Origin of the sequence: Xanthomarina gelatinilytica (assembly GCF_000348685.1) — a bacterium.
Taxonomy (GTDB): domain Bacteria; phylum Bacteroidota; class Bacteroidia; order Flavobacteriales; family Flavobacteriaceae; genus Xanthomarina; species Xanthomarina gelatinilytica.
Map to the genome: position 1 here is coordinate 74,542 of NZ_ANLA01000013.1, position 25,078 is coordinate 99,619.

At 36.4% G+C, this 25,078-nt stretch carries 21 protein-coding genes; 11 read left to right on the forward strand and 10 right to left on the reverse strand.

Annotation, left to right across the window (positions count from 1 at the left end; genetic code table 11):
• Positions 1-3 precede the first annotated feature (3 nt).
• The 9 genes from trpD to D778_RS08385 all read left to right on the forward strand — a co-directional run bounded on the left by trpD (position 4) and on the right by D778_RS08385 (position 8,017).
• Positions 4-1,002, forward strand: a complete 999-nt coding sequence (gene trpD / locus D778_RS08350; protein ID WP_040491941.1) for an anthranilate phosphoribosyltransferase — start codon at positions 4-6, stop codon at positions 1,000-1,002.
• Positions 999-1,784 carry an indole-3-glycerol phosphate synthase TrpC gene (gene trpC, locus D778_RS08355; protein ID WP_007649634.1) on the forward strand — a complete coding sequence of 262 codons (786 nt, stop codon included), beginning with the start codon at positions 999-1,001 and terminating at the stop codon, positions 1,782-1,784. The genes trpD and trpC overlap by 4 nt, the downstream gene beginning before the upstream one ends.
• Positions 1,781-2,395, forward strand: coding sequence for a phosphoribosylanthranilate isomerase (locus D778_RS08360; RefSeq protein WP_007649635.1), 615 nt, complete (start codon positions 1,781-1,783; stop codon positions 2,393-2,395). Before trpC ends, D778_RS08360 begins: the two co-directional genes overlap by 4 nt.
• Positions 2,392-3,573: a tryptophan synthase subunit beta gene (trpB, locus tag D778_RS08365; RefSeq protein ID WP_007649638.1), complete on the forward strand. Its 1,182-nt coding sequence runs from the start codon at positions 2,392-2,394 to the stop codon at positions 3,571-3,573. Before D778_RS08360 ends, trpB begins: the two co-directional genes overlap by 4 nt.
• Before the next feature lie 3 nt (positions 3,574-3,576).
• On the forward strand, positions 3,577-4,344 hold the full coding sequence (gene trpA / locus D778_RS08370) for a tryptophan synthase subunit alpha (RefSeq protein WP_007649645.1): 768 nt from the start codon (positions 3,577-3,579) through the stop codon (positions 4,342-4,344).
• 56 nt (positions 4,345-4,400) lie between these two features.
• The gene (locus tag D778_RS08375; protein ID WP_007649647.1) at positions 4,401-6,113 is read left to right on the forward strand and encodes an amidohydrolase; all 1,713 of its coding nucleotides are present in this window, start codon (positions 4,401-4,403) and stop codon (positions 6,111-6,113) included.
• A gap of 15 nt (positions 6,114-6,128) precedes the next feature.
• Entirely contained in the window at positions 6,129-7,163 is a 1,035-nt protein-coding gene (locus D778_RS08380) for a DUF481 domain-containing protein (RefSeq protein WP_007649649.1), read from the forward strand.
• Between the two features lie 154 nt (positions 7,164-7,317).
• Positions 7,318-7,461 (forward strand): hypothetical protein, encoded by a 144-nt coding sequence (locus D778_RS14690; protein ID WP_007649651.1) that lies wholly within the window; start codon positions 7,318-7,320, stop codon positions 7,459-7,461.
• A 100-nt stretch (positions 7,462-7,561) separates the two neighbouring features.
• A complete protein-coding gene (locus D778_RS08385) occupies positions 7,562-8,017 on the forward strand; it encodes a tRNA (cytidine(34)-2'-O)-methyltransferase (protein WP_007649653.1) in 456 nt (151 codons plus the stop codon).
• Here D778_RS08385 and D778_RS08390 read toward each other — a convergent pair.
• A complete protein-coding gene (locus D778_RS08390; protein WP_007649654.1) occupies positions 8,014-8,406 on the reverse strand; it encodes an STAS/SEC14 domain-containing protein in 393 nt (130 codons plus the stop codon). The genes D778_RS08385 and D778_RS08390 overlap by 4 nt on opposite strands.
• A gap of 39 nt (positions 8,407-8,445) precedes the next feature.
• On the reverse strand, positions 8,446-10,230 hold the full coding sequence (gene argS / locus D778_RS08395; protein ID WP_007649655.1) for an arginine--tRNA ligase: 1,785 nt from the start codon (positions 10,228-10,230) through the stop codon (positions 8,446-8,448).
• Between the two features lie 420 nt (positions 10,231-10,650).
• Here argS and D778_RS08405 point away from each other — a divergent pair, with 420 nt between their 5' ends.
• Positions 10,651-12,717, forward strand: coding sequence for a tetratricopeptide repeat-containing sensor histidine kinase (locus D778_RS08405; RefSeq protein WP_007649658.1), 2,067 nt, complete (start codon positions 10,651-10,653; stop codon positions 12,715-12,717).
• On the opposite strand, the gene ctlX is transcribed toward D778_RS08405, so the two are convergent.
• Positions 12,714-13,646, reverse strand: coding sequence for a citrulline utilization hydrolase CtlX (gene ctlX, locus D778_RS08410; protein ID WP_007649659.1), 933 nt, complete (start codon positions 13,644-13,646; stop codon positions 12,714-12,716). The two genes, D778_RS08405 and ctlX, sit on opposite strands and share 4 nt — an antisense overlap.
• 117 nt (positions 13,647-13,763) lie before the next feature.
• On the opposite strand from ctlX, the gene D778_RS08415 reads away from it, so the two are divergent.
• Positions 13,764-14,270, forward strand: a complete 507-nt coding sequence (locus tag D778_RS08415) for a DUF3124 domain-containing protein (RefSeq protein WP_007649660.1) — start codon at positions 13,764-13,766, stop codon at positions 14,268-14,270.
• Positions 14,271-14,346: 76 nt separating this feature from the next.
• Here D778_RS08415 and D778_RS08420 read toward each other — a convergent pair whose 3' ends face one another.
• The 7 genes from D778_RS08420 to porV all read right to left on the reverse strand — a co-directional run bounded on the left by D778_RS08420 (position 14,347) and on the right by porV (position 25,078).
• Entirely contained in the window at positions 14,347-18,387 is a 4,041-nt protein-coding gene (locus tag D778_RS08420; RefSeq protein ID WP_007649661.1) for an FG-GAP-like repeat-containing protein, read from the reverse strand.
• Between the two features lie 146 nt (positions 18,388-18,533).
• Complete coding sequence (locus D778_RS08425; protein WP_007649662.1) at positions 18,534-19,223, reverse strand: SDR family NAD(P)-dependent oxidoreductase; 690 nt, start codon at positions 19,221-19,223, stop codon at positions 18,534-18,536.
• A complete protein-coding gene (locus D778_RS08430) occupies positions 19,213-20,244 on the reverse strand; it encodes a M28 family peptidase (protein WP_040491914.1) in 1,032 nt (343 codons plus the stop codon). The genes D778_RS08425 and D778_RS08430 overlap by 11 nt, the downstream gene beginning before the upstream one ends.
• 91 nt (positions 20,245-20,335) lie before the next feature.
• Positions 20,336-22,015, reverse strand: a complete 1,680-nt coding sequence (locus tag D778_RS08435) for a pyruvate dehydrogenase complex dihydrolipoamide acetyltransferase (RefSeq protein ID WP_007649664.1) — start codon at positions 22,013-22,015, stop codon at positions 20,336-20,338.
• A gap of 3 nt (positions 22,016-22,018) precedes the next feature.
• Positions 22,019-23,017: a pyruvate dehydrogenase (acetyl-transferring) E1 component subunit alpha gene (gene pdhA / locus D778_RS08440; protein WP_007649665.1), complete on the reverse strand. Its 999-nt coding sequence runs from the start codon at positions 23,015-23,017 to the stop codon at positions 22,019-22,021.
• Positions 23,018-23,195: 178 nt separating this feature from the next.
• A complete protein-coding gene (gene cdd / locus D778_RS08445) occupies positions 23,196-23,678 on the reverse strand; it encodes a cytidine deaminase (protein ID WP_007649666.1) in 483 nt (160 codons plus the stop codon).
• Positions 23,679-23,836: 158 nt separating this feature from the next.
• Positions 23,837-25,078, reverse strand: a complete 1,242-nt coding sequence (gene porV / locus D778_RS08450) for a type IX secretion system outer membrane channel protein PorV (RefSeq protein WP_007649668.1) — start codon at positions 25,076-25,078, stop codon at positions 23,837-23,839.

The window sequence follows — 25,078 nt, forward strand, 5'->3', positions numbered from 1 at the left end:
AATATGAAACAAATACTAAACAGATTAATCAACCAGGAAAGTATCTCCAGTGAAGAAGCCAAACAAGTTTTGGTGAACATTTCCAAAGGCGATTATAATCAAAGCCAAATTGCGTCTTTCTTAACTGTTTTTATGATGCGTAGTATAACTATTGAAGAATTATTCGGTTTTAGGGATGCGCTTTTAGAATTATGCGTTCATATAGATTTAGAAGCATATAATGCCATAGATTTATGTGGTACAGGTGGCGATGGAAAAGATACTTTTAATATTTCCACTTTGGCCTCCTTTGTTACAGCTGGAGCAGGTATTCCTGTTGCAAAACATGGAAATTATGGTGTTTCCTCTGCTTGTGGTTCTTCAAACGTAATGGAACATTTAGGTGTAAAATTCACTTCAGATAAAGATTTTTTAAAACGAAGTTTAGATGAAGCTGGGATTTGTGTGCTACACGCGCCTTTGTTTCATCCTGCCATGAAACATGTGGCTCCAATAAGAAGGGAACTTGGGATAAAAACCTTTTTTAACATGTTGGGGCCTATGGTCAACCCTTCCTTTCCCAAACATCAAATGGTTGGTGTTTTTAATTTGGAATTACTTCGCATGTATGGGTATCTTTATCAAAATACCAATAAAAATTATACCATCATTCATGCTTTGGATGGGTTTGACGAAATCTCACTAACAAGTCCTGCAAAAGTGGTACAAAAAAATTCAGAATATATTTTAACCCCAGAAGATTTTGGACTGGAAACTTTAAATCAAAACGAAATACATGGTGGGAATACTGTAGCAACTTCAGCTAAAATATTCACACACATATTAAAAGGTCAAGGTACAGACTCCCAAAATAATGTTGTTTGTGCCAATGCTGCCTTGGCCATCGCTACCGTTACAAATAAAACAGTAGCTGATGGTTTTGTAATGGCCAAAGAATCCTTAATGAGTGGTCGCGCTTTAAACAGCTTTAAAACATTGGTGAAACTAAGTAATAAAAAATGAATATTTTAGATAAAATAGTAGCAGACAAACGCATTGAAGTCACTCTTAGAAAACAACTCATTCCTGTTTCACAATTGGAGCAATCTGTATTGTTTGAAAGACCTACAATTTCGCTTGCTTCAAAGCTTAAAAATAGTACTACAGGTATTATTGCAGAACACAAACGTCGTTCTCCTTCAAAATCTGTAATCAATCAAAACTTAAATGTTTTCGATGTTGCAAAAGGATATGAAAATGCAGGTGTTTGTGGTATGTCTGTACTTACAGATTCAAAATATTTTGGTGGCTCTTTAGACGATTTACTTATAGCCAGAGCAAGTTGCAATCTACCATTATTACGTAAAGAATTTATTATTGACGAATATCAGATATTAGAAGCTAAAGCTTATGGTGCAGATGTTATTTTACTAATTGCAGCAATATTAACCAAAGAAGAAATAAAGCAGTTTTCTGAATTCGCAAAAAGCCTGAATTTAGATGTGCTCCTAGAGGTTCATAACGAAGAAGAATTGCATAAATCAATCATGCCAAGTTTAGATATGTTTGGTGTAAACAATAGAAACTTAAAAACATTCGATGTTAGTTTAGATACAAGTAAAACCCTAAGCCAAATAATGCCAAATGAATTTGTAAAAGTATCTGAAAGTGGCATTAGCAGTGTTGATGCTATTAAAGAATTACAACCATTTGGATATAAAGGGTTTTTGATTGGGGAGAATTTTATGAAAACAGATGACGCTGGGAAAAGTGCAGCAAAATTTATAAAAGATTTAAAATTATGAAACTAAAAATCTGTGGCATGAAATATCCGGATAACATCTCTCAAGTGGCGCGACTTCAACCAGATTATCTCGGGTTTATTTTTCATGAAAGATCGCCAAGACACTTTGAAGAAAAAATTCCAGCATTGTCCGATCAAATTCAAAAAGTAGGTGTTTTTGTGGATGAAAAGGTAGAATTTATTTCTGGCCAAATTGATAAACACAAATTATCTGCTATCCAATTACATGGTCATGAATCCCCTGAAACTTGTCGTCTTTTAAAATCATCTGGTGCCAAAGTGCTTAAAGTCTTTTCCATAAAAAATGAATTTGATTTTTCGGTTTTAACACCTTATGAAGACGTTTGCGATTACTTTTTATTTGATACCAAAGGAAAATTACCAGGAGGAAATGGTTATAGGTTCGATTGGTCGGTTTTGGAACAGTATCCATCAACCAAACCTTATTTTTTAAGTGGTGGCATTGGATTGGATCAAGTAGATAATTTAAAGCATTTTCAAAATAGCAAAGCATCAAAATTCTGCCATGCCATTGATGTTAATAGTCAATTTGAAATTGAACCAGGATTTAAAGACATTCAATTATTACAAGAATTAAAATCTCAATTATGAGTTACAACATAAACAATAAAGGTTATTATGGAGAGTTTGGTGGTGCTTTCATTCCAGAAATGCTCTATCCAAATGTGGAAGAACTACGTCAAAATTATTTAAAAGTGATGGCTGAGCCAGAATTTCAAAAAGAGTTTGATAAGCTTTTAAAAGATTATGTGGGTCGTCCTTCACCTCTTTATTTTGCAAAGCGGCTTTCTGCAAAATACAATACCAAAATTTACTTAAAACGCGAAGACCTCAACCATACAGGAGCTCATAAAATAAATAACACCATAGGGCAAATTCTCATGGCAAAACGTTTGGGCAAACAGCGCATTATTGCCGAAACTGGAGCTGGACAACATGGTGTGGCAACAGCAACGGTTTGTGCTTTAATGGGTTTGGAATGTATAGTATATATGGGAGAAATTGATATTGCCAGACAAGCACCAAATGTGGCACGAATGAAAATGCTTGGCGCTACTGTTATTCCTGCAGTATCTGGAAGCAAAACCCTTAAAGACGCTACCAACGAAGCCATTAGGGATTGGATCAATAATCCTGTAGATACTCATTACATTATTGGTTCTGTGGTTGGACCTCATCCCTATCCAGATATGGTCGCGCGTTTTCAAGCTGTGGTTTCTAAAGAAATACAATGGCAATTAAAGGAGCAAGAAGGAAAAACAAAACCAGACTATGTTATTGCCTGTGTTGGTGGAGGCAGTAATGCTGCCGGTGCCTATTATCATTTTTTAGAAGACACAAATGTAAAACTTATTGCTGCGGAAGCTGCTGGAAAAGGCATTCAATCTGGTGAAAGTGCTGCCACTTCCGTGTTGGGAAATGAAGGCATTATCCATGGCAGCAAATCCTTGTTGATGCAAACCAAAGATGGACAAATTACAGAACCCTATTCCATTTCTGCTGGATTAGATTATCCTGGTATTGGCCCCATGCATGCACATTTATACAAAACTGGTCGCGCAGAATTTATCTCTATAACAGATGATGAAGCTATGAAAGCTGGATTGGAATTATGTAAACTAGAAGGCATTATTCCTGCTATTGAAAGTTCTCATGCCTTAGCAATTTTCGAACAGAAAACATTTAAACCAAATGATGTGGTGGTCTTGAGTTTATCTGGTCGTGGCGATAAAGATTTGGAAACATATATAAACTATTTCAACTTATAAATTGTGAACAGAATCAATCAGAAATTACAAGAAGACAAAAAGCTTTTATCCATTTATTTTACAGCTGGTTATCCTGAGCTTGATAACACAGTTACCATCATTCAAAATTTAGAAAAAAGTGGTGTTGATATGATTGAAATAGGCCTACCCTTTAGCGATCCTCTTGCTGATGGCCCAACCATTCAGGCAAGTTCCACACAAGCGCTTAAAAATGGCATGACTACTGATGTTTTATTCAAGCAATTAAAAGACATTAGAAAGTCTGTTAACATTCCATTAATCATCATGGGATATTTTAATCCAATATTGCAATATGGCGTTGAAGCTTTCAGTAAAAAATGTGCAGAAATTGGTATCGACGGACTCATTATTCCAGATTTACCTATAGAGGTTTACAATGAAGCCTACAAGACTGTTTTTGAAAAATACAAGCTTTTAAATATATTCCTAATCACTCCACAAACTTCAGGGGAACGTATCCGTTTTATCGATTCTGTTTCCAACGGATTTATCTACATGGTAAGTAGTGCCAGTGTTACAGGAAATAGTTCTGGTTTTGGTGAAGAACAAACACAATATTTTAAGCGCATTGCCAACATGAAACTTAAAAACCCTCAAATTGTTGGCTTTGGGATTTCAGACAACAAAACGTTTTTACAAGCTACACAAGATGCCAAAGGTGCCATAATAGGAAGTGCGTTTATTAAACACCTATCAAAATTTGGAACCAATAAGATACCCGAATACATCAAGCAAATCACAAAGTTATAGATTCTTACAATTTTAATATCTTTATAACTTCTATATAAACACCTTAAAAAAAATAAATGAAAAAAATTACCACGTTTCTCATTCTATCTATTTTAACTATTTCTTTTTCTTGTAAAAACGAATCTAAAGAAATTACTAACACTGCCAGTACAGCAACTGTATATTATGGTGGAGACATCCTAACCATGGAAGGTGAAGAACCTGAATATGCCGAAGCATTGGTTGTTAGGGATGGTAAGATAGAATATGTTGGCACCTCCTCAAAAGCCATGGAAATTGCAGGAAAAGGACATGTTATGAAAAACCTGCAAGGCCATACGCTTATTCCTGGACTCATAGATGGTCATGTGCATGTTTCAAATTTTGGCCCTCAAGCCATTGGCGCTCAAATATTGCCTCCTCCAGATGCTGGAGCAAAAGACATTCCTACATTGATCAATATTTTACAGGAATGGAACACACCTGAAAACAGAAGCCTAACAGGATGGATTTTTGGCATGGGTTTCAACGATTCTGTTCTTGAAGAAAAACGGTTTCCAACCAAACACGACTTGGATAAGGTATCTACAGAATATCCTGTTATGATTACCCATATTTCTTTACATTTTGCCGTTGTTAATTCCAAAGGCTTGGAGTTACTGAATATTACTTCCGAAACCAAAGATCCTGAAGGAGGCCTTATTAGACGTGAAAAAAACGGGGAACCAAATGGTGTTTTGGAAGAATTGGCTGCCGTACCATATATGGCAAAGGTGCTAATGCCTTCCTCAAAAGAGGTGGCAGACAAATTTTTTGAAGCTGGTATAAACATGGCCATGTCTTATGGCTACACGACTGCCCAAGATGGAAGAACCATGCAAAACCATGAAGATTTGGTGGCCAAAGCAGAATCCAACCAGTTAAAAATTGATGTTGTAAGTTATATTGATTACCTGTTTGTGGATGACTATATGTCTTCCAAATGGTATAGTAACACCTACAACAATCATTATAGAATAGGTGGCATGAAAGTAACTCTTGATGGTTCGCCTCAAGGCAGGACTGCCTGGAGAACACAACCTTATCTCCTACTCCCAGATGGCGCTAAAAAAGGATATTCTGGATATCCTGCTATCCCTCAAGACAGCATCGTTTCCAGTATTTATGAAAAAGGCTTTAAAAACAATTGGCAAATTTTAACTCATGCCAATGGAGATGCTGCCATAGATCAGATGATTCGGACCATGAAACCCCTAACAGAAAAATACAACAACCAAGATAGACGTAACGTATTGATTCATGGACAATATGTAAGAGAAGACCAACTGGATTCTTTAAAGGAAATGGATATTATTGCCTCTCTGTTTCCTTTACATACCTTTTATTGGGGAGATTGGCATAAAGAAATAATTGGGGATAGTTTAGGGAACAAAATAAGCCCAACAAAAACAGCTCTCGATAAAGGCTTAAAACTAACCATACATACTGATGCTCCCGTGGCTTTACCCAATTTAATGCGTGTTCTATGGACTGCTTCCAAAAGGGAATCGCGTTCTGGGGAAATAATTGGCATAGAAGAAAGACTCACACCATACCAAGCCTTAAAAGCCATTACCATTTGGTCTGCTCACCAACATTTTGAAGAAAATTCCAAAGGCTCCCTTAAAGCTGGCAAACTTGCAGATTTGGTTATTTTGGACAAAAACCCTTTAAAAGTAGACCTGTCAGATATCAAAGATATTGTGGTATTGGAAACTATTAAAGAAGGAGTGACCGTTTATAAAAAATAATTAAAAATGAGTTGTATGATACCTTTTGTTTCAAATAGAATAAAACTATCATGCGTATTGTTCTTGCTTTTTAATGTGTTTTCCTGGTCCCAAAATGATAGTATTGTATTAAAAAATAAAGATAAAATTGTTGGGGAAATAAAATCTTTGGACAAAGGCGTACTCACAGTTAAAACCGATTATAGCGATTCGGACTTTAAAATAACTTGGCTGGAAGTTATAAGTGTAAGAAGTGAACAAACCTATTTACTTACCTTGTCTGATGGCAGCAGAATCAATAGTACGCTCTATACCAAACCTGGAGACACAACAAAAGTGACTTTAAAAGACGAGTTTGAACTTACAACCGATATTAAAAACATTGTCTATATAAAACCTGTTAAAAACGATTTCCTGTCAAGGTTTGTAGCTTCCATTTCCTTAGGTTACAACCTTACAAAAAGCAACAACCTCCATCAATTTTCCGTTAGCAGTAATTTAAGTTACACGGCTTATAAATGGCTCTTTACTGCTGGCTTTAATTCTGTAAGAAGCAACCAGGACGATGTAGAGGAAACCCAACGTACAGATGCCAATATAGGTATTAAATATTTTATGAAGAATGATTGGTTTTACTCCACTTCAGCAGATTTTTTATCCAACGATGAACAAAAATTGGAACTGCGTTCCACAATAAAAGGTGGTCTTGGAAAATACTTTACCCATACCAACAGATTGTACTTTGGTGGAGGGTTTGGTTTGGCGTTCAACAATGAAAAATATACAGACGAGTCCAGCACCAACCGAAACTCCCTGGAAGCTTATGGCACTTTAATGTTGAACATTTTCGACCTAAACGATTTAAGCCTAAGCACAGATGCAACATTATATCCCAGCTTAACCGAAGGTGGTAGATACAGGTTGGATTACAACCTTAATTTTAAATACGATTTACCCTTGGATTTCTTTTTAAAACTAGGCTTATCTTACAATTATGATAGTAAACCTGTGGAAGGAGCTTCCAGTTCTGATTATGTGTTTCAATCGTCCTTTGGTTGGGAGTTTAATTGATAAAGAACCATATTTTTGATGATTTCTGAAAAAACAACATCACAACCTTGGTTTTTTATTTTATTTAACATTTAACCAACTGATTTTAAGACCGTTTTAATACTTTTTTAATCCTTATTTTCTATATTATTAGTGAACTAAAAAAATAAAAAACATGGGAACAATAAAAGATAAAAAGAAATTTAAACCAACAAAAGAGCAAAGCAACCCTACAAATCCTACTGGGAAAACAAAAAAAGATACAAACCAGTTTGATATTGATAAGGAGACCATAAAAAAACAACAGAACAAAAAATAATTGTTCAATAAACTTTAAAGTGAAACCTATTCCTTAAAAGAATAGGTTTTTGTTTTATATTACCTGCTCAATTTTTATAATCCTTTTTTAAATCTTATACATGCCATTGAACATTGTTTTAATTGAACCTGAAATCCCAAACAACACTGGAAATATTGGACGATTGGCCTTAGCCTCAGGCGCTAACTTACACCTTGTAAAACCTTTTGGGTTTAAAATAGATAATTCTCGCTTAAAACGTGCTGGTTTGGATTATTGGAAACATTTAAATATTAGTTATTACGAAAATACTGAGGCGTTTTTTAAAATCCATAAAACTGCCAATATGGTATTTTTATCCAGTCATGGAACAAAAGACCATTGGGACATTCCCTTTCAAGATAACCTATTTCTGGTTTTTGGAAAAGAATCTGTTGGCCTACCTAAAAACTTGACCGAAAAACATCCCGATAAATTGTTTAAAATCCCTTTGTTCAGTGAACATGTTAGGAGTTTGAATTTAGCAAACGCAGTAAGTATTGTGATATATGAAGGTTTAAAACATGTAAACCATTAATCTTTTTTATTATCATGTGCTTCTTGCTCATGTCGCAACCATTTTAAGGCTTCTTCCCTATCTGAAAAAATCTTTAAATGCCATTCGGTTGGTCTTGGTAATTTCTCCAGGACCTCAGTACTCATACTTGCCATTTTATTATAAGCCACAACAGCCATAGCAACAATTTCTTTTAAAGTTGCTAAATTTCTTTGGGCATAAAAATCATAAGTATAAGAGAATTTTTTATTTATAAGCAAGGAGAAAGGTGCCTTTAAATTTGATTTTAAAACGTCATGATAATGATCAATCATAGCTATGTCCATCACCACTCCCTCATTGATGATCACTTCGGCTATGTTCTCTTCCAATAGGATGATGGTACCATAAGATAATTGTATAATTTTCATTACTGCATTACAATTATAAATTAAACCGTATTTCTAAGTTTACATACGTTTAGGCACATCTATTCCCAATAAGCTGAATGCATTTTTAATAATGTTTGCAACTGTTTGTGAGAGTTGGACCCTAAACACCTTTTCTGTGTTTGTATCTGCTCCTAAGATAGACATATTTTGGTAAAAGGAATTAAATTCTTTCACCAAATCATATGTGTAGTTGGCAATTAATGCTGGACTGTGATTTGTGGCAGCTTGCTGTACCACATCTTCAAAAAGTTGTATTTGTTTTATTAAGGCCTTTTCTTTGTCTGATAGGAACACATTCTCTGGATCTAACTCCATAGCAACATCTATATCTGCCTTTCTTAAAATAGATTGAATCCTAGCGTAGGTATATTGAATAAATGGTCCTGTATTCCCTTGAAAGTCTATGGATTCTTTTGGGTCGAACAAAATTCGTTTTTTTGGATCCACTTTTAAAATATAATATTTTAAAGCACCTAAGCCAATCACTTTGTACAAGTCTTGTTTTTCGGTTTCGGTATAACCATCCAACTTCCCTAATTCTTCAGAAATCTCTCCAGCTGTTGCAGCCATTTCATCTATTAAATCGTCTGCATCCACAACGGTTCCTTCGCGACTTTTCATTTTTCCGGAAGGCAAATCTACCATGCCATAACTTAAATGATACAGGTTTTCTGCCCATTCAAAGCCTAATTTTTTAATTATCAAAAATAAGACCTTAAAGTGATATTCCTGCTCGTTCCCAACTGTATAAACCATACCTCCAACATCTGGATAATCTTTAACACGCTGAATGGCCGTTCCAATATCCTGAGTCATGTAAACAGCTGTTCCGTCACTACGCAACACAAGTTTTTCATCCAATCCCTCATCGGTTAGGTCACACCAAACAGAACCATCTTCTTTTTTAAAAAAGACACCTGTCTTTAAACCTTCAGACACAAACTCCTTACCCAATAAATAGGTCTCACTTTCATAGTAAAGTTTATCAAAATCAACTCCAAGGTTTTTGTAAGTCACATCAAAACCATCATATACCCATTGATTCATTTTTTCCCATAAGGCAACGGTTTCTGGATCACCAGCTTCCCATTTTAAAAGCATGTCTTGGGCTGCTTTAAATATTGGCGCTTGCTTTTTGGCCTCTTCTTCTGGGTAGCCATCCCCAATCATTTGTTTTATTTCCTGCTTGTATTCCTGGTCGAACTTCACATAATAATTCCCTACCAACTTATCGCCTTTCAAGCCTGTAGATTCAGGGGTTTCTCCTTGACCAAACTGTTTCCAGGCAATCATACTTTTACAAATATGAATGCCTCTGTCGTTAATTATCTGTGTTTTGTAAACTTTCTTTCCAGATGCTTTTAAAATTTCAGAAACACTATAACCCAACAAATTGTTTCTTATGTGTCCCAAATGCAAGGGTTTATTGGTGTTTGGCGAAGAATACTCCACCATAATGGCTTTGTCTTCAGGATCAGGACTTGTAAATCCATATGTGGCATCTGCTTTAATGCTATTGAAAAACTGAATAAAATAAGCAGCTTTAATTTCAACATTTAAAAAACCTTTAATAACATTGTATCCTTCCACTTCTGCCACATGCTCCACCAAATATTGACCAATTTGTGCTCCTATCTGCACAGGATTTCCTTTAATTACACGTAACATAGGAAAAATAACCACAGTTATATCTCCGGCAAATTCCTTTCTGGTTGCTTGAAACTCCACTGTGGGCAATTCCTGATTATAAATAACTTTTACTGCTTGAACAACATGTTTTGACAAGATGTCTTGAAGACCCATAACCTAATCTTTTTAAGGATGCAAAGATAAAACTTTTATTAAAGGTTTATAGCTTATGTGGCAGCTTATCTATCTTTAAATTTAAATTAGGCCTTGGCTTAGATTCCGTCTTTTGTTTTCCCCTAAACCAGGAAGTGCATTTCATCGACAAAAGTGTATTTTTTCCTACTTTTTTACCTTTCATCGATAGCGTCTTTTTTTGCTTTTTTTTGAACTGCCATTTCAACTAATTTATTGGTATTAAAACGCAGAAATTAGTGTATTAAAACTCTTTTTACAATTTTTGTTAGGTAATGCTATTAATCGCCCCAAAACTATGGGCATTCTTGAACTAACTAACAATTACAGCTCTAAATACCAGCTATTAGACTTAATCTCAACAAGTTACAAAGCTCTTATTTTTTGTTGTAAGGCTAATGTATGAAGAAGTTATTTTCTTTAGTCGCTTGTCTCGTTTTTTTCATTGGTTTTTCACAAACCAAGGAACAAGATAGTCTTACCATTCAATTAGCCTTTCAAAATTCCGATACCACAAAAATCAAAACCTCTTTATTACTGGTAAAAGTCCTTTACAGGGATCAAGAGTACGACAAAGCATTAAAATACATTTCGCAAACCGAAAAACTGTCCCAAAAACTAAATTATCAGGATGGCATTGCAGAAATGACCTATTACAAAGCATTGATTTATGCCCTTAAAGACGATTACATCAATGCCAGGGACAATTATTTGAAAGCCAAGGAACTATTTATTCAACTTCAAGACACCTTAAACATTGCAAAAGTCAACAACAGCATAGGCTTAAACGAAATTAAAAGAGGCAATTACAACGTAGGTTTGCAATATTCGCTTTTAGCGTTAAAAGAGTTTGAAAAACGAAACTTGAAAAAAGAGTTGCGCTCTGCCTACGAATGTCTGGCCAACGCATATTACAGCATTAACAATATCCAAAAAGCTACCGAATACTATGTAAAGACTTTGGATATGGAAAGACAAATAAACAACAATGAAGGTTCCATAGAAGTCTTAAAAAAATTAGCTGAACTATACTCCTTACAAAAAGAATATAGAAAATCCATAGACTATTACGAAAAGGTATTAAAGATGACCTCGGTTGAAAATGATTCCTTAAGAAGCGAAATCCTGCCCAAGTTGGGAGGAGAATATTTACAGTTTAATGATTATGACAAAGCACTGGAGTATTTGGTTGAAGGGTTAAAATTGAATAGAAGCCTTGACAATCGTCATGGCATTTTGGTCTCGCTTAACAACCTTGGAAATTTAAACCTACAAAGAAATTTTCTTAAATATGCCGAAATACAGCTTTTGGAAGCTAAAGACATAGCCAGCGACATAGACGCCAAGAATGAACAGTTAAAAAATTATAGGCTTTTAAAATCATTGGATTCCACCAATAAAAGATTTGATCGTGCTTTTGTTTGGCAAAGGGAATACTACCAGTTGCAAAACGAACTCACTAAAAAAGAAGCTTTAACACTCATAGAACCAGAGGAACCCATATTAATTGACAACTTAAGCATTAACAATCGTAATGAAGATACTGAAACTGTTAACATGGATCCCGATGCTGCTAAAACACAAAAAGAATTTGATAGGTTAAGACTTATATTCTATGGGTTGTTAGGAGCTGTGGCCATCCTTTCAACCTTTTTAATTTTAATCTATCTTAAAAGAAATAGCAGATTGCAATACACCAGGGAACTGGAAGAAAAAAATAAACGTATTGAGATTCAAAACGAAGCTATTTTGGAACAAACCAAACACCTTGAAGATATAAACAAGGTGAAGGACAAATTGTTTTCCATAGTATCTCACGATTTAAAAGATTCCTTAACCTCCATTAAAGGTTTTATAGACTTGTTAAAAGACGGCTCTTTAACCCAAGAGGAATTTAAAACCTTAATCCCGGAATTAAGTGAAAATGCCAACAATGCCTCTTTATTGCTGTTCAACCTATTAAATTGGTCCAAATCTCAAATGCAATCCTTAGAGCCAAGTCCAAGTTTATTCGATTTACAGGAAGTCTTTGCAGACAAAATAAATCTACTGGAACAAAAACTGGAAAAGAAAGGCATTATTTTAAGGGATAAAACCTTAAGGGATTTTGTTTATGCTGATAAAAGTATGGTAGAGATTATTATTCAAAACCTACTTACAAATGCAATAAAATTCAGTAAAAAAGGGGATACCATTACCATTGCCAACCAAATTAGTAATGGAAAATCCATCATCAGCATTTCCGATACTGGTGTTGGCATCTCTAAGGAAAACCAGCAAAAATTATTCAAAAATTCATCGTTTACAACTGTTGGCACCCAAAACGAAAAAGGGACTGGTTTAGGATTGACCATCTGCAAAGAACTGGTAGACTTAAACCATGGAAAAATTTGGGTGGAAAGCGATTTAAATGTTGGAACAACGTTTTATGTGGAATTGCCAAAATCCAATCCTCAAAATCAATCTTAGTTTTTAGGCAAAAATATTTCAGCCATCATACAACGTGCACTACCTCCACCACAGGTCTCAATGGTTTCCAAAGAACTTGAAAGGATGTCACAATGCTTTTCAATGGTTTTTATTTGAGCAGTCGTTAAAGAATCGTGAGCAGCTTGGCTCATTACCAAAAAACGTTTATTGTCCAACCCTCTAACCTGCAACATGTTTCCTGCAAAGTTGGCCACCTGATCTTCTGTAATTACAATCACTTCTTTGCCATCTTCTTTTAAATGTTTCAAAACATTTTTGCGCTCTTTTTTATCGTCTATACTATCCAGACAAATTACAGCAAAGGTTTCTGCCAAACACATCATCACATTGGTATGGTAAATAGGTTTACGTTCCCCTTCTACCGTTTGGTAGGCCGTGAAGATAACCGGAGTATATTCAAAATCTTCACAAAACTCTATAAACAAGTCCTCATCTGCTCGAGCCGATAACGCACAATAGGCTTTTTTGTTTACTCGATCCAACAACAAACTTCCTGTACCTTCAAGAAAAATACCTTCTTTTTCTGCGCTTGTGTAATCCACAATGTTTTCAATAGTAAAACCTTGCGCTTCAATATGCTCTAAAATATCCTCTCTACGTTCTTTTCTACGGTTCTCGGCAAACATAGGGTATAAAGCCACATCGCCATTTTCATGGAAACTTACCCAATTGTTGGGAAATACAGAATCTGGAGTGTCCAATTCCTTGTTGTCGCTTACCACAATAACATGAACACCCACTGCTTGAAGCTTCTCTACAAACGCATCAAATTCCTCTTGAGCCTTGGTATTAATAACAGCATTTTTTAAATCTAAGTCTTCCTGAAAATAATTGTTAACTGCTGTTTGCTCATTCATCCTAAATTGAACAGGACGAATCATTAAGATGGTATTTGTGGTTTGATTCATATCTTTACTTTTTAGATCTGCAAAATTACTTTATTAATAGTGAAAAGCAATTGTGTAAGGCAATAAAAATTGTTACTTTGATAAACTAATTAGAGAGTCATTAAATTGTAAATACTTATGAAACGTATTTTAATTATTTTTATTTGTTGTCAGGTGTTTTTTTCTTGTGAAAAACCAAAAGAAACAACAGACATCAATCCCATAAATTGGAAAAATCGCGCTGTAAAACTTAAGGAGTCCGACAGTTTAAAAACAGGTCAAAGCTATCTATCGGTTTATTCAGAAATCTATAGCATTACAGAACACAGAACCATAAATTTAACTGTAACCGTAAGTTTGAGAAATGTAAGCACCACACATGAAATTTATTTGCTTAAAGCCAATTATTACAACACCAAAGGCGATTTGATACGTACTTATTTTAATGATCCAATTTCCCTAAAACCCTTGGAAACCATAGAAATTATAATTGATGAAAAAGACACTCATGGTGGTTCTGGGGCAAATTTTGTTTTTGATTGGGCCTTAAAGCACAACGAGCATGAACCTTTGTTCGAAGCTGTAATGATTTCTACCTCTGGACAACAAGGGATTTCTTTTACCACCCAAGGTGTTAAATTGTAAGAGTATCCAAACCTAAAAAAGAAACAGGCTTTAAGCAACTTGCTTAAAGCCTGTTTTATTTAAAGCATGGAAAGGCTTAACTGCCTTTTTTAACCATGATTTTTTTAGTATAACCATTCCATCTTAAAAAGTAAATACCAGATGAAGTACCTGAAGGGATGGTGACTCTACTTGAATTATTTTGGTAATTAAAATCCACTTGGTTGATTTTAATAAGTCTTCCACTTATATCAAACATCTCAAATGTATCAGATGGTTTTACATTCGTAACATTAATATATTCTCCAGAATTTACAGGGTTCGGATAAACATTGGACAATTCATAGTCTTTTATCCCAATGGTATTCGGATAAAAGTATGGCAAGGCAAAATCATACGCCTCCACGCCAATTTCTTCACCAGCTAAACGTCCTGGAATGTCATCGGCTGGCGGATGGATACCTCCCCAGATTCTGGACAAACTACATTGGTCTGAAGCATCTCTATAAGTCGCCCATTGTAATACTACATCTACAGAAGGGCCCTCTTCAAACACTAAAAATTCATTTTGTCTGGCATGAAATTCTCCCATACCTCCTGGAAAATACTCGTCGCCTGTAATTAATGTCATGACTTCAGCAGCAGCTCTGGAATAGGTGGAGTGACCAGATACATAACCTGCAAATGGAGGTGTTACAAATGAAGGTCTTTGGTAAGGCCACCAATCTTCAGACAACACCCAACCTACACCTGCTGTGTCTGTGTCTGTATTGTTTACATAGTCATGACCTCTCCAAGTATACAATTTAATTTTGCCTACATGTTGATCTAAAGCACCTGCCAATGGATCTCCAGACTCAACGACCTCAATGTATCCTGGCTGTAAAGGAATCCCTTCTGGATCGTAATTGCTTAAAGACTGATTGGTGCTCTGCCCTTTGGATGCCATATAACGAATGGCCGAAATTGGTCGGATATAATCATACCAACCCTTAATTCCCCAAGCAGTGATAGCCGAATCGTGCATGGCGCCACCAAGTACAAAGTAACTTTTCACATCCCACTCCAAAGGATCCAGTTCTGGGCCCTGACCATTGAACCTTTTTTCAAACAGTGGATGATCAGACACATAATTCAAAAGTGTAAACCAGTGTCCTGGTGGTGTTTCAGAGTCTGGACCATCTGCCCAAAACTCTGCTAGAACCCTTGTATAATCTCCCCTAGGAACCATCTGCTGGGCATAAGGCTGCCCTGTAACCGGATTCACGCTTCTTCCTGTACTGATATCGCCTCCATTTAAAACATCGTAAAAACTAGGGTATTGTAAATAACTTGTTGGTAAGGAAGAGGCTGAAATATTACCAATGGAATTAGGGGAAATATCCCACATCACACCATCGGAAGGGTCTAAATGAGAGCCCCAAATAGATACCAACGAGAAATTCCATTTATAAGCGTTGCTCGATTGACTGGTACCTGTATTGTCTAAATAAGGAGGATCTCCTGGATCTTTATAAACCAGATAGTTATGACCATCTCTTTGATGGGTAGTCATATCTGTTGAAGATAAAGCAAATGTATTTACATTTCCCCATTCTGGTCCCAAAAAAGGAATCATGGCACCATCAATAAGATTTCCACTTTGATCGATATAGGTATCCAAACTTAACGATTGCCATCTGTTTGGAAAAATAATGGTATTATCTTCGTAAGCTGGAGCCAATGGAGGGTTAACGGGTTCGTAATAAGCATTATCATAACCGGAAGCTTCCCTGGAACCATCCGTCAAGCCATAACTGATTATCGTCTGCGCCACATAATTCCCTAAATCGGCTGCATTTCCAGATTGATAATTGGTAGAAGTATAATTGATAGGATAATTTAATTCATCCATTAAATAATCGAAACGTTCTTGAGATTCTTGGGCTCCAGGCGAATTGGCAAACCTTTCGCTTAACAGTCTGTACATGGCATAACTAATTGCCTTGTTGTTAGATGCCTGATTTCCTTCGCTTGGAGTAAAGTTATCCAAAACACTTACAAAACCATGAACCTGGTTCCCCATTAAATAAGGTACTGCAGTAGGATCGTAAATAGCCCAAATATCATACATGGCCACACTGGAATGAAACAAATTCCTAGCATGTACTGTTGGTCTGGCAAAATCATTTCTAATTGCGTCCAAGAGTGCTTCATTCCATAATCTTGCAACAGATATATGGTCTTCGGTTTGATTCAAATCCAGATCTACAGCTAAGGTTACCAAAGGACTATAACAAGTGCCATCGTTCTCTATAACCGAAACCGTTCCAGCAGTATTTACACCCCATCTTACGGTAATCTGTCCAGTTCCCTGACCAGAAACCAACTCGCCACCAGAGACCTCCCAAAAAGTTGATGAACCAGATGTGGTTGGATAACTGTAAATGGCTTCCCTTAAAAATCCTGAAAACGTTGGACCAGAGATCACGCCAGACGGTAAATAGGTACAGGAATTATCATTCACGGTTGCCGATGGGTTATAAGAACAGGATTGTGGATCTGTACAACCATATATTTTAACACTAGGTGATACTGAAAGTGTGGCCAAACCAACACCTTCTGTTGCCTTTACGTGGGTATCGGCTGTAATGTTGTGATAGGTCTCCACCAAGCCCGATGGCCATTTTATGGTTAAATCTGTTACAGTGGTTTCAGCATTTAAGCCAAACACAACGGGTTTGATACTTTGTCCCAAAAACCCGACACCATTAAAATATTTCTTGAAAGTTCCACTATTGGTTACAATGGTCAACTCGGTACCAATGGCACTTCTGTTTGAAGTAACCCCTTCTAAAGACACTTTTAAATAATGGATGGCATTGGGCTGATCAAAACTAAGGGTCTTGTTTTCATATAAATAGGAATGGGCATCTGTATTTGTTAAAAACAAATCCAAATCGCCATCATTATCATAATCAAAATCCAAAGCTTCATGACTTATGGTTAAATCATATAAATTGGCAGCAATGGTTTCATCTGAAAAATTGTTCAATCCTTCAACATAATTATTTTTAAAATACTTATTGTATTCTGCGCCTCTATTTTCAAACAGGTAACCATTTGCTATAAACAAATCATCATCGCCATCCAAATCCAAATCGGCAAACTTGGCTCCCCAAGCCCAACCAGCTCCAACAAGATTATTAACCACTGAGTTTTCAAAAAAAGTATTGTCGCCATTATTGGTATACAATACTTGTTCATCCACTCCTGTGTTATAAATATCAAAAGCGCCATCGTTATTATAGTCTGCAATAGTGATACCCATATCATCTATATGCGTTGTAAAACCATAAGCCATAGCTTGCTCAGAAAAACCTGTTCCTCCTTGATTGATGTACAAATAGTTTCTTTGGGCAAAATCATTGGCAACATAAAGGTCCATAAACCCATCACTGTTGAAGTCGAATGGAGTTGCTGTAAAACTGTTATGAGGCCAAGATTCATCCATTCCCATACTTACGGTAACATCGGTAAAGGTACCGTCTCCGTTGTTTTGATACAATAAGTTTGAAGCACATGCGCCCCAATCACAGATATATATATCTAAAAATCCATCGTTATTGTAATCAAACCAGGTAGCACCAGAAAATTGGCATGAATTTGCAACATTGAATCCAGCTGTTGCCGTTACATTTTGAAACGTGCCATCACCTTGATTTCTGTATAGTAGTACATTGAAGGTATTGGTAAAAAACAAATCAGGAAAGCCATCATTGTCATAATCTCCCCAATAAGCACCAATTTTAAAACCATCGAAAACATAAAACTCGCCATCCAGGCTATAATCCTGAATCAACAAGTTTGTCAATCCAGAGGCTACAGTTACATCTGTAAAAGAACCGTCGTCATTGTTCCGGAAAAGCCTACTATGGGTTCTTTCTATCCCATTCCTGTCTATGGACTTGGCAACAACAAATAAATCCATGACATTATCGCCATTATAATCTGCAACAGCAACGCCATTGTTCTGCTCCAAAATTCCAAGACCGGAAATTGCCTCTGCCCTTTCAAAAACCTGGGCAGTTAATTGAAACGAAAAACATGTAAAAATAAGAATGCTATTAATTAGTTTTAAATGTAATTTTGTTTTCATCTTGTATTATTTTAACATAAATGAATACATAATTACTTACTCTAAAAAATATAATCTATCAAATGCGAAATATAATCTTTTAACTGTATTTTAACATTGTATTTCCTTAAACAAAACTGCTTATAATCACTTCGTTTTTAAAGAGTTCAAGGAGTGGAATTTGAAACTTGAAGCAGCTTTCCATTATAATATTTTTGTCCGTTCAATGAGAAATCAAAAATATATTTGGCCATATCCAGAGCTGTTATTGGAGCTTGATATCCTGGAAAGGCTTCTTCCAACATTTCTGTTTGTACTGCTCCCAAGGCCAACACGTTAAAACGGGGTCCTGTTTCTTTGTATTCTTCGGCCAATAATTCGGTTAAGGTTATAACAGCCCCTTTACTGGAAGAATAGGCCGAAAGTCCCGGAAATTTCATACTTCCCTGTACACCTCCCATGGAACTTATGCTTACCACATGACTTTCTTTGTTGGTAAATGGCAAGATGGTCCTGATCATTTCAGAAACCCCAAACACGTTTGTTTGATATACTTGCTGAAATTCCTGATATGTGGTTTCTTTAAAAGGTTTATTCAGTAAAGCACCAGCATTGTTTATTAACACATCTACCTGCTGCTTCCATTCTTTACGAATAAATGCATCCACTTCACTATAAGATTCAGGATCAGATAAATCGAAAGAAAACGTGGTAACGTTTTGTAATTGAAGTTTTGATATGGGTTGATGATTCCTGGACAAAGCCAAAACACGATGTCCTTGGGCTGCAAATAGCTGTACCAATTCGTAACCAATCCCTCTGCTTGTGCCTGTAACAATAATATGTTTACTCTTCATATAATACAATTTCTTTGGTTGGAGTTAGACTCATTTTTTCAATAACAGGAATCATGCTGTTTATTAATGATGACATATGCTGATAGTCCAGTTGATCGGCTTCATCATCCACATGGTGATAATAATCATAATTGGACAAATCACAAGAGGCAATGGTCTGACATGGCAATTTAAAGGCCTCGTAAAATGGGTGATTGTCGGAAGCTTTAAACAACTGATATTGCTTAGCTATTTCCGATAATCCCACCAAGTTGCTTCCTGCGTATTCATTGATTTTTGCTGCCATATTGGATAAATCGTAACCCGTTACAAAAGCCACATAATCCCTATCGGTAAAAGGAACACCAATCATTTCAAAGTTTAACATGGTGTACAAATCAATACCTTCGGTTTTTAATTTCCCTGCCAAATGTTTAGAACCCAACAAACCCATTTCTTCAGCAGAAAAAAGCACAAACATCAAGCTTCTTCCATGGGATTTTTTCTTTGAAAAATATGTTGCCATTGCCAAAACAGCACTGGTTCCGGAAGCATTGTCGTTTGCTCCATTGGCTATGGAATCGTTTTCAACTACTTTTCCATACCCAATATGATCGTAATGTGCACCTATGATGATAACTTCCTCTTTAAGCAAGGCATCCTGACCTTCCAAAAAACCTATAATATTATAGGCATGCTTATCGCCTACCAAAAACGAATCCCTATAGGTTTCAAAATATGGCTTCAACTGGTTGGCCTTAAATGTATTTTCAATAAAAGCAGCAGCCTGTTCAATTCCTTCAGTTCCCGTTCCCCTTCCTTTCAATTCATCGGAAGCCAAAAAACCAACCGTTTCTTTAAGTTCTGAACTTGAAATTAAAGGGATGTCTACTGTTTCGGCAGACGATGTCATGATCACATCGTTTTTTGAAGGTTCTGGAATAATGTTCTCCTTGGGATTGTCGTTGTTCATAACCACAGTCGTGGATTTACAACCAAGCAACAGCAATGTGATACTGATAAGAAATAAAAAATGTTTCATAGGTTTAGCGTATTTTGTTTAAAGATAAAAAAACCTGTTCCAATTAAAATGAAACAGGTTTTTTTTATTAGGGTATTCCTGCTGAAAATATTTATACCAGCATGGTCACAGGATTTTCAATATATCCTTTAAGAGTGAGCAAAAACTCCGATCCCGTAGCACCATCAACAGTTCTATGGTCACAAGCCATGGTAAGTTTCATGGTGTGCCCAACAACTATTTGTCCGTTTTTAACCACAGGTTTTTCTATAATGGCTCCAACGGATAGTATGGCCGAATTTGGCTGGTTGATGATAGACGTAAAACTCTCTATCCCAAACATTCCCAAATTGGAAATGGTAAACGTACTGCCTTCCATCTCTTGTGGTGTCAACTTTTTGTTTCTGGCTTTTACAGCAAAATCCTTAACGGCTGCTCCAATCTGTGTCAGACTTTGTTCATTGGCAAATTTCACTACTGGTACCACCAAACCATCTGGAACAGCAACTGCCACACCTATATGTACATGGTTGTTTAATTGCATTTTATCATCAAACCATTGTGAATTTACTTGTGGATGCTTTTTCAAAGCCAAGGCACAGGCCTTAACTATCATGTCGTTATAGGATATTTTGGTGTCTGGTAACGAATTGTATTGCTCACGGAACGCTATGGCATGTTCCATATTAAACTCCACATTTAAGTAATAATGTGGTGCCGTAAATTTGGATTCAGCCAATCGTTTGGCAATCACTTTACGCATTTGCGAGTGTTTAACCTCATCAAAATCTTCCTGTCCTGTTGGTACAAATTTCCCAACCGAAGCTGAAGCAGCAGGTGTAAAGTTCTCGATATCTCGTTTAATGATTCTGCCATTTTCGCCAGACCCTTTTACTTGTTGAATATTTATCCCTTTTTCATCTGCCATTTTTTTGGCCAAAGGTGAAATAAAAATTCTACTTGAATCTGAACTTGACGTTGATGAAGAACTTGATCCGGAACCTGAAGTGGCACTTGTTTGCTTAGGTGCCTCCTGAGGTGCATTTTCTTTTTTCTTGGAAGCTGTACCTGCTCCTGTTGTTTCGCTTTTGGTGGAAGCTCCTTCGGCTTTAAAGTTTTTGGCAATGGCAGAAACATCTGTGCCTTCTGGACCTATAATGGCCAAAAGTGCATCAACTTTGGCAGATTCACCTTCCTCTAAACCAACATGCAATAAGGTTCCTGCTTGGAAACTTTCAAATTCCATGGTTGCCTTATCTGTTTCAATTTCGGCTAAAATATCGCCTTCAGATACCTGATCGCCTACTTTTTTTAGCCAAGTTGCAACGGTTCCTTCTTCCATGGTATCACTTAATCGCGGCATGGTCACTACAGTAACCCCTTCTGGGAGTTCGGTTGTGTTATTGGAATCGTTATGGGATGCTTCGTCTTCGCTCTGTGCAACTTTATCATCTTTGGATTTTTCATCTTCCTTTGATCGGTCCGATGTTTTATCCTCTTTGGAATTTGAAGCTTGCGTTTTGGAATTTGAAATTAAATCTGAGATATCTTCTCCTTCCTCGCCAATAATGGCCAACAATTCGTCAACTTTTGTGGTTTCCCCTTCTTGAACACCTATGTGTAACAAGGTCCCTTGATGAAAGGACTCAAACTCCATGGTGGCTTTATCTGTTTCAATTTCGGCAAGGATATCACCTTCCTCTACTTTATCTCCAACCTTTTTCAACCAAGTAGCCACAGTGCCCTCTTCCATGGTATCGCTTAAACGAGGCATGTTTATAATTTCTGCCATAGCTTATAATTTGTGTTGTATAAATGGATAATCTTTTTGTTCGTAAACAGCATCGTACATCACATTTATTTCTGGATAAGGCGATTCTTCGGCAAACTTTTCACATTCGTTTACCAAATCCTTCACTCGCTTATCAATTTTCTTTAGTTCGGCTTCCGTAGCATATTTCTTTTCAAGAATAACATCCTTTACTTGGGTAATTGGGTCTATTTTCTTGTACTCCTCTACTTCTTCCTTTGTTCTGTAATGCTGTGCATCACTCATTGAGTGACCTCTATATCTGTATGTTTTTAGTTCCAGGAATGTTGGACCGTCACCTCTTCTGGCTCTTTGTATGGCTTCATCAAACGCTTCGGCCACTTTCACAGGATTCATACCATCAACAGGTCCACAAGGCATATCGTAGCCCAAACCTAACTTCCAAATATCTGTATGGTTGGCTGTACGTTCTACCGATGTTCCCATGGCGTATCCATTGTTTTCACAAACAAAAACAACAGGAAGTTTCCATAGCATGGCCATGTTAAATGTTTCATGAAGCGAACCTTGTCTGGCTGCTCCATCACCAAAGCAGCAAAGGGTTACGGCATCTATATTGTGGTATTTATCTCCAAATGCAATACCTGCCCCTAATGGAATTTGACCTCCAACAATACCATGTCCTCCATAAAAACGGTGCTCTTTTGAGAATATGTGCATGGATCCTCCAAGTCCTTGGGATGTTCCTGTGGCTTTTCCATACAATTCTGCCATAACACGCTTTGGGTCTTCTCCCATCCCTATAGGTTGCACGTGGTTACGGTAAGCCGTGATCATTTTGTCCTTGGTTAAATCCATGGCATGTAATGCTCCAGCCAATACAGCTTCTTGACCATTATATAAGTGAAGAAATCCTCTTACTTTTTGTTGAATGTAAACAGCAGCAAGTTTGTCTTCAAACTTTCTCCAAAACAACATGTCTTCATACCATTTAAGGTACACTTCTTTGGTTATTTTTTGCATTTAAGTAAATATTAAAAAAATAATTTCTGTAAAGCCTTTTGCAAGGCTAAAGAATAAAAATACCTCTTTTGAAAAAAAGAGTTAAACAATTAACAAAAGTAACACTTTAGTCACTAATGAAAAAACTGTAAATCGTAAAATTTTTTTAGAAGTGTTCAATAAATAGGTATTGGGCTGTTTACAACACCGATTTATCAAAAACCAAAGGCAGTAAATTAGCTAAGGAATGCGACTTGACCACCTTTCCGGTTTCTCCCATAAAATAAATTTCTATGGGTGCATCCTGTTTTACTTCATATTCTGCAATGGCTTGTCTACAAGATCCACAGGGAGGGATTGGCGTAATGGTTTGATGGATTCTGGAACCTGCTATAATGGCCATTTTTAAAATTTTAACCTCTGGATATTGGGAACCTGCATAAAATATGGCTGTACGTTCGGCACACAGGCCAGAAGGATAAGATGCGTTTTCTTGATTGGAACCTAAAACAATTTGCTTGTTTTCCAATAAAATGGCTGCTCCTACACTAAATTTGGAATATGGGGAATACGAATTTTTTCTCGCTATGGCAGCTTGATCCATTAGTTCTATGATATCTGTTGGCAATTCGTCTATGTGATCGTAAACGGTTAACGTCGATTCAATTTTTATGTCTTTCATGGTGTTTGAAATATACTTAAAGATAACAATCCTATTTCAGACAAAAAAACTATTGCTTTTGGCAATAGTTTTTTTTGTCATTCTGAGCAAAGCGAAGAATCTGATTATCATTAATTATAGGTAAAATATTCATTTGCAGGTTTTTGTAAATATTCCTATTAATATTCTGAATAAGCTTCTCTATCAATATTAAAGGTTAAGGAAAAACGCAAGGTGTTTTCCAATGGGCTAGGTACTTTGGATGCTGAAAATAAATAGGACAAATCAATTCCTATCACATTGTATTTAAATCCAGCTCCAATGGCAAAAAACTGTCTGGCCCCTTTATCTGGACTCTCATGAAAATATCCTGCTCTAAAAGCAAAGGAGTCTTGGTAGTAATATTCGGCTCCTAAGGCCCAAGTCCATTCCTGCATTTCTTCGCTGAAACCTCCTGGTGCATCACCAAAGGATTGAAACATACCCTTTAAAAAGCTTACATCGTCATCTTTCCCTTCTATAATATAATCTGGCTCGTAACTGATTACATTATCTATGGATGGATCATATTCTCCATTATCATCTACATCTTCATATACACGTCTTTCCCCTCTAATTGGTGGTGTAGGTACCAATAGTTTTGTTACCTCTCCCGTTAGGGATATTTTGTTGAAATCGTCCAAAATAAAGTCGAAACCTCCTCCTAAACGCAGAGTCGTAGGTTGAAAGTTTTCCTGACCTCCTGCATCATACTTAAATTTAGGTCCTATGTTTTGAATGGCAAAACCTAGCCTGGTACGGCCATTAAAACTATTGTAAGCCTCCTCTTCACTTTGGTAGTACCCAGAAATGTCCACACCAAAGGTACTTGCTGCCTTGGCATCTTGTGTGTCATCTATTTTTAAATCGGAATTTAAATAACGCATGTTTACTGCCATGGCAAATTGGTCGCTCAACCTTAGCGCATAAGAGACATCCAAAGTAAATTCATTTGGTTTTTTAATTAATTCTTCTGAAAATTCATCTTCAACAAATTCAATCTCACCCAAAGAAAAATATTTAAAACTGGCTCCAAAAGCACTTCTTTCGTTCAATCTATTGAAATATGTAAGGTTTCCTAAAAAAATATCGTTTACCAATTTACTTAAATAGGGCGTGTAACTAATAGCAACACCTTGCTTGGTTTCAGAGAAGGCATATTTAGAGGCATTCCATTGCTGTGAAAACCCATCCACAGAGGTGGCGACTCCCATGTCTCCCAAAGATGCCGAACGCGCATCTGGAGCAATCAATAAAAAAGGAACACCTGTGGTAATGACTCTGGAATCATAAGGATCTGGGGTTATTTCTTCAACAATATTCTGGGCTTGTATTTGAGTAGCAAAAAAGAATGCTGATAGGATTAAAAAAGATTTCTTCAT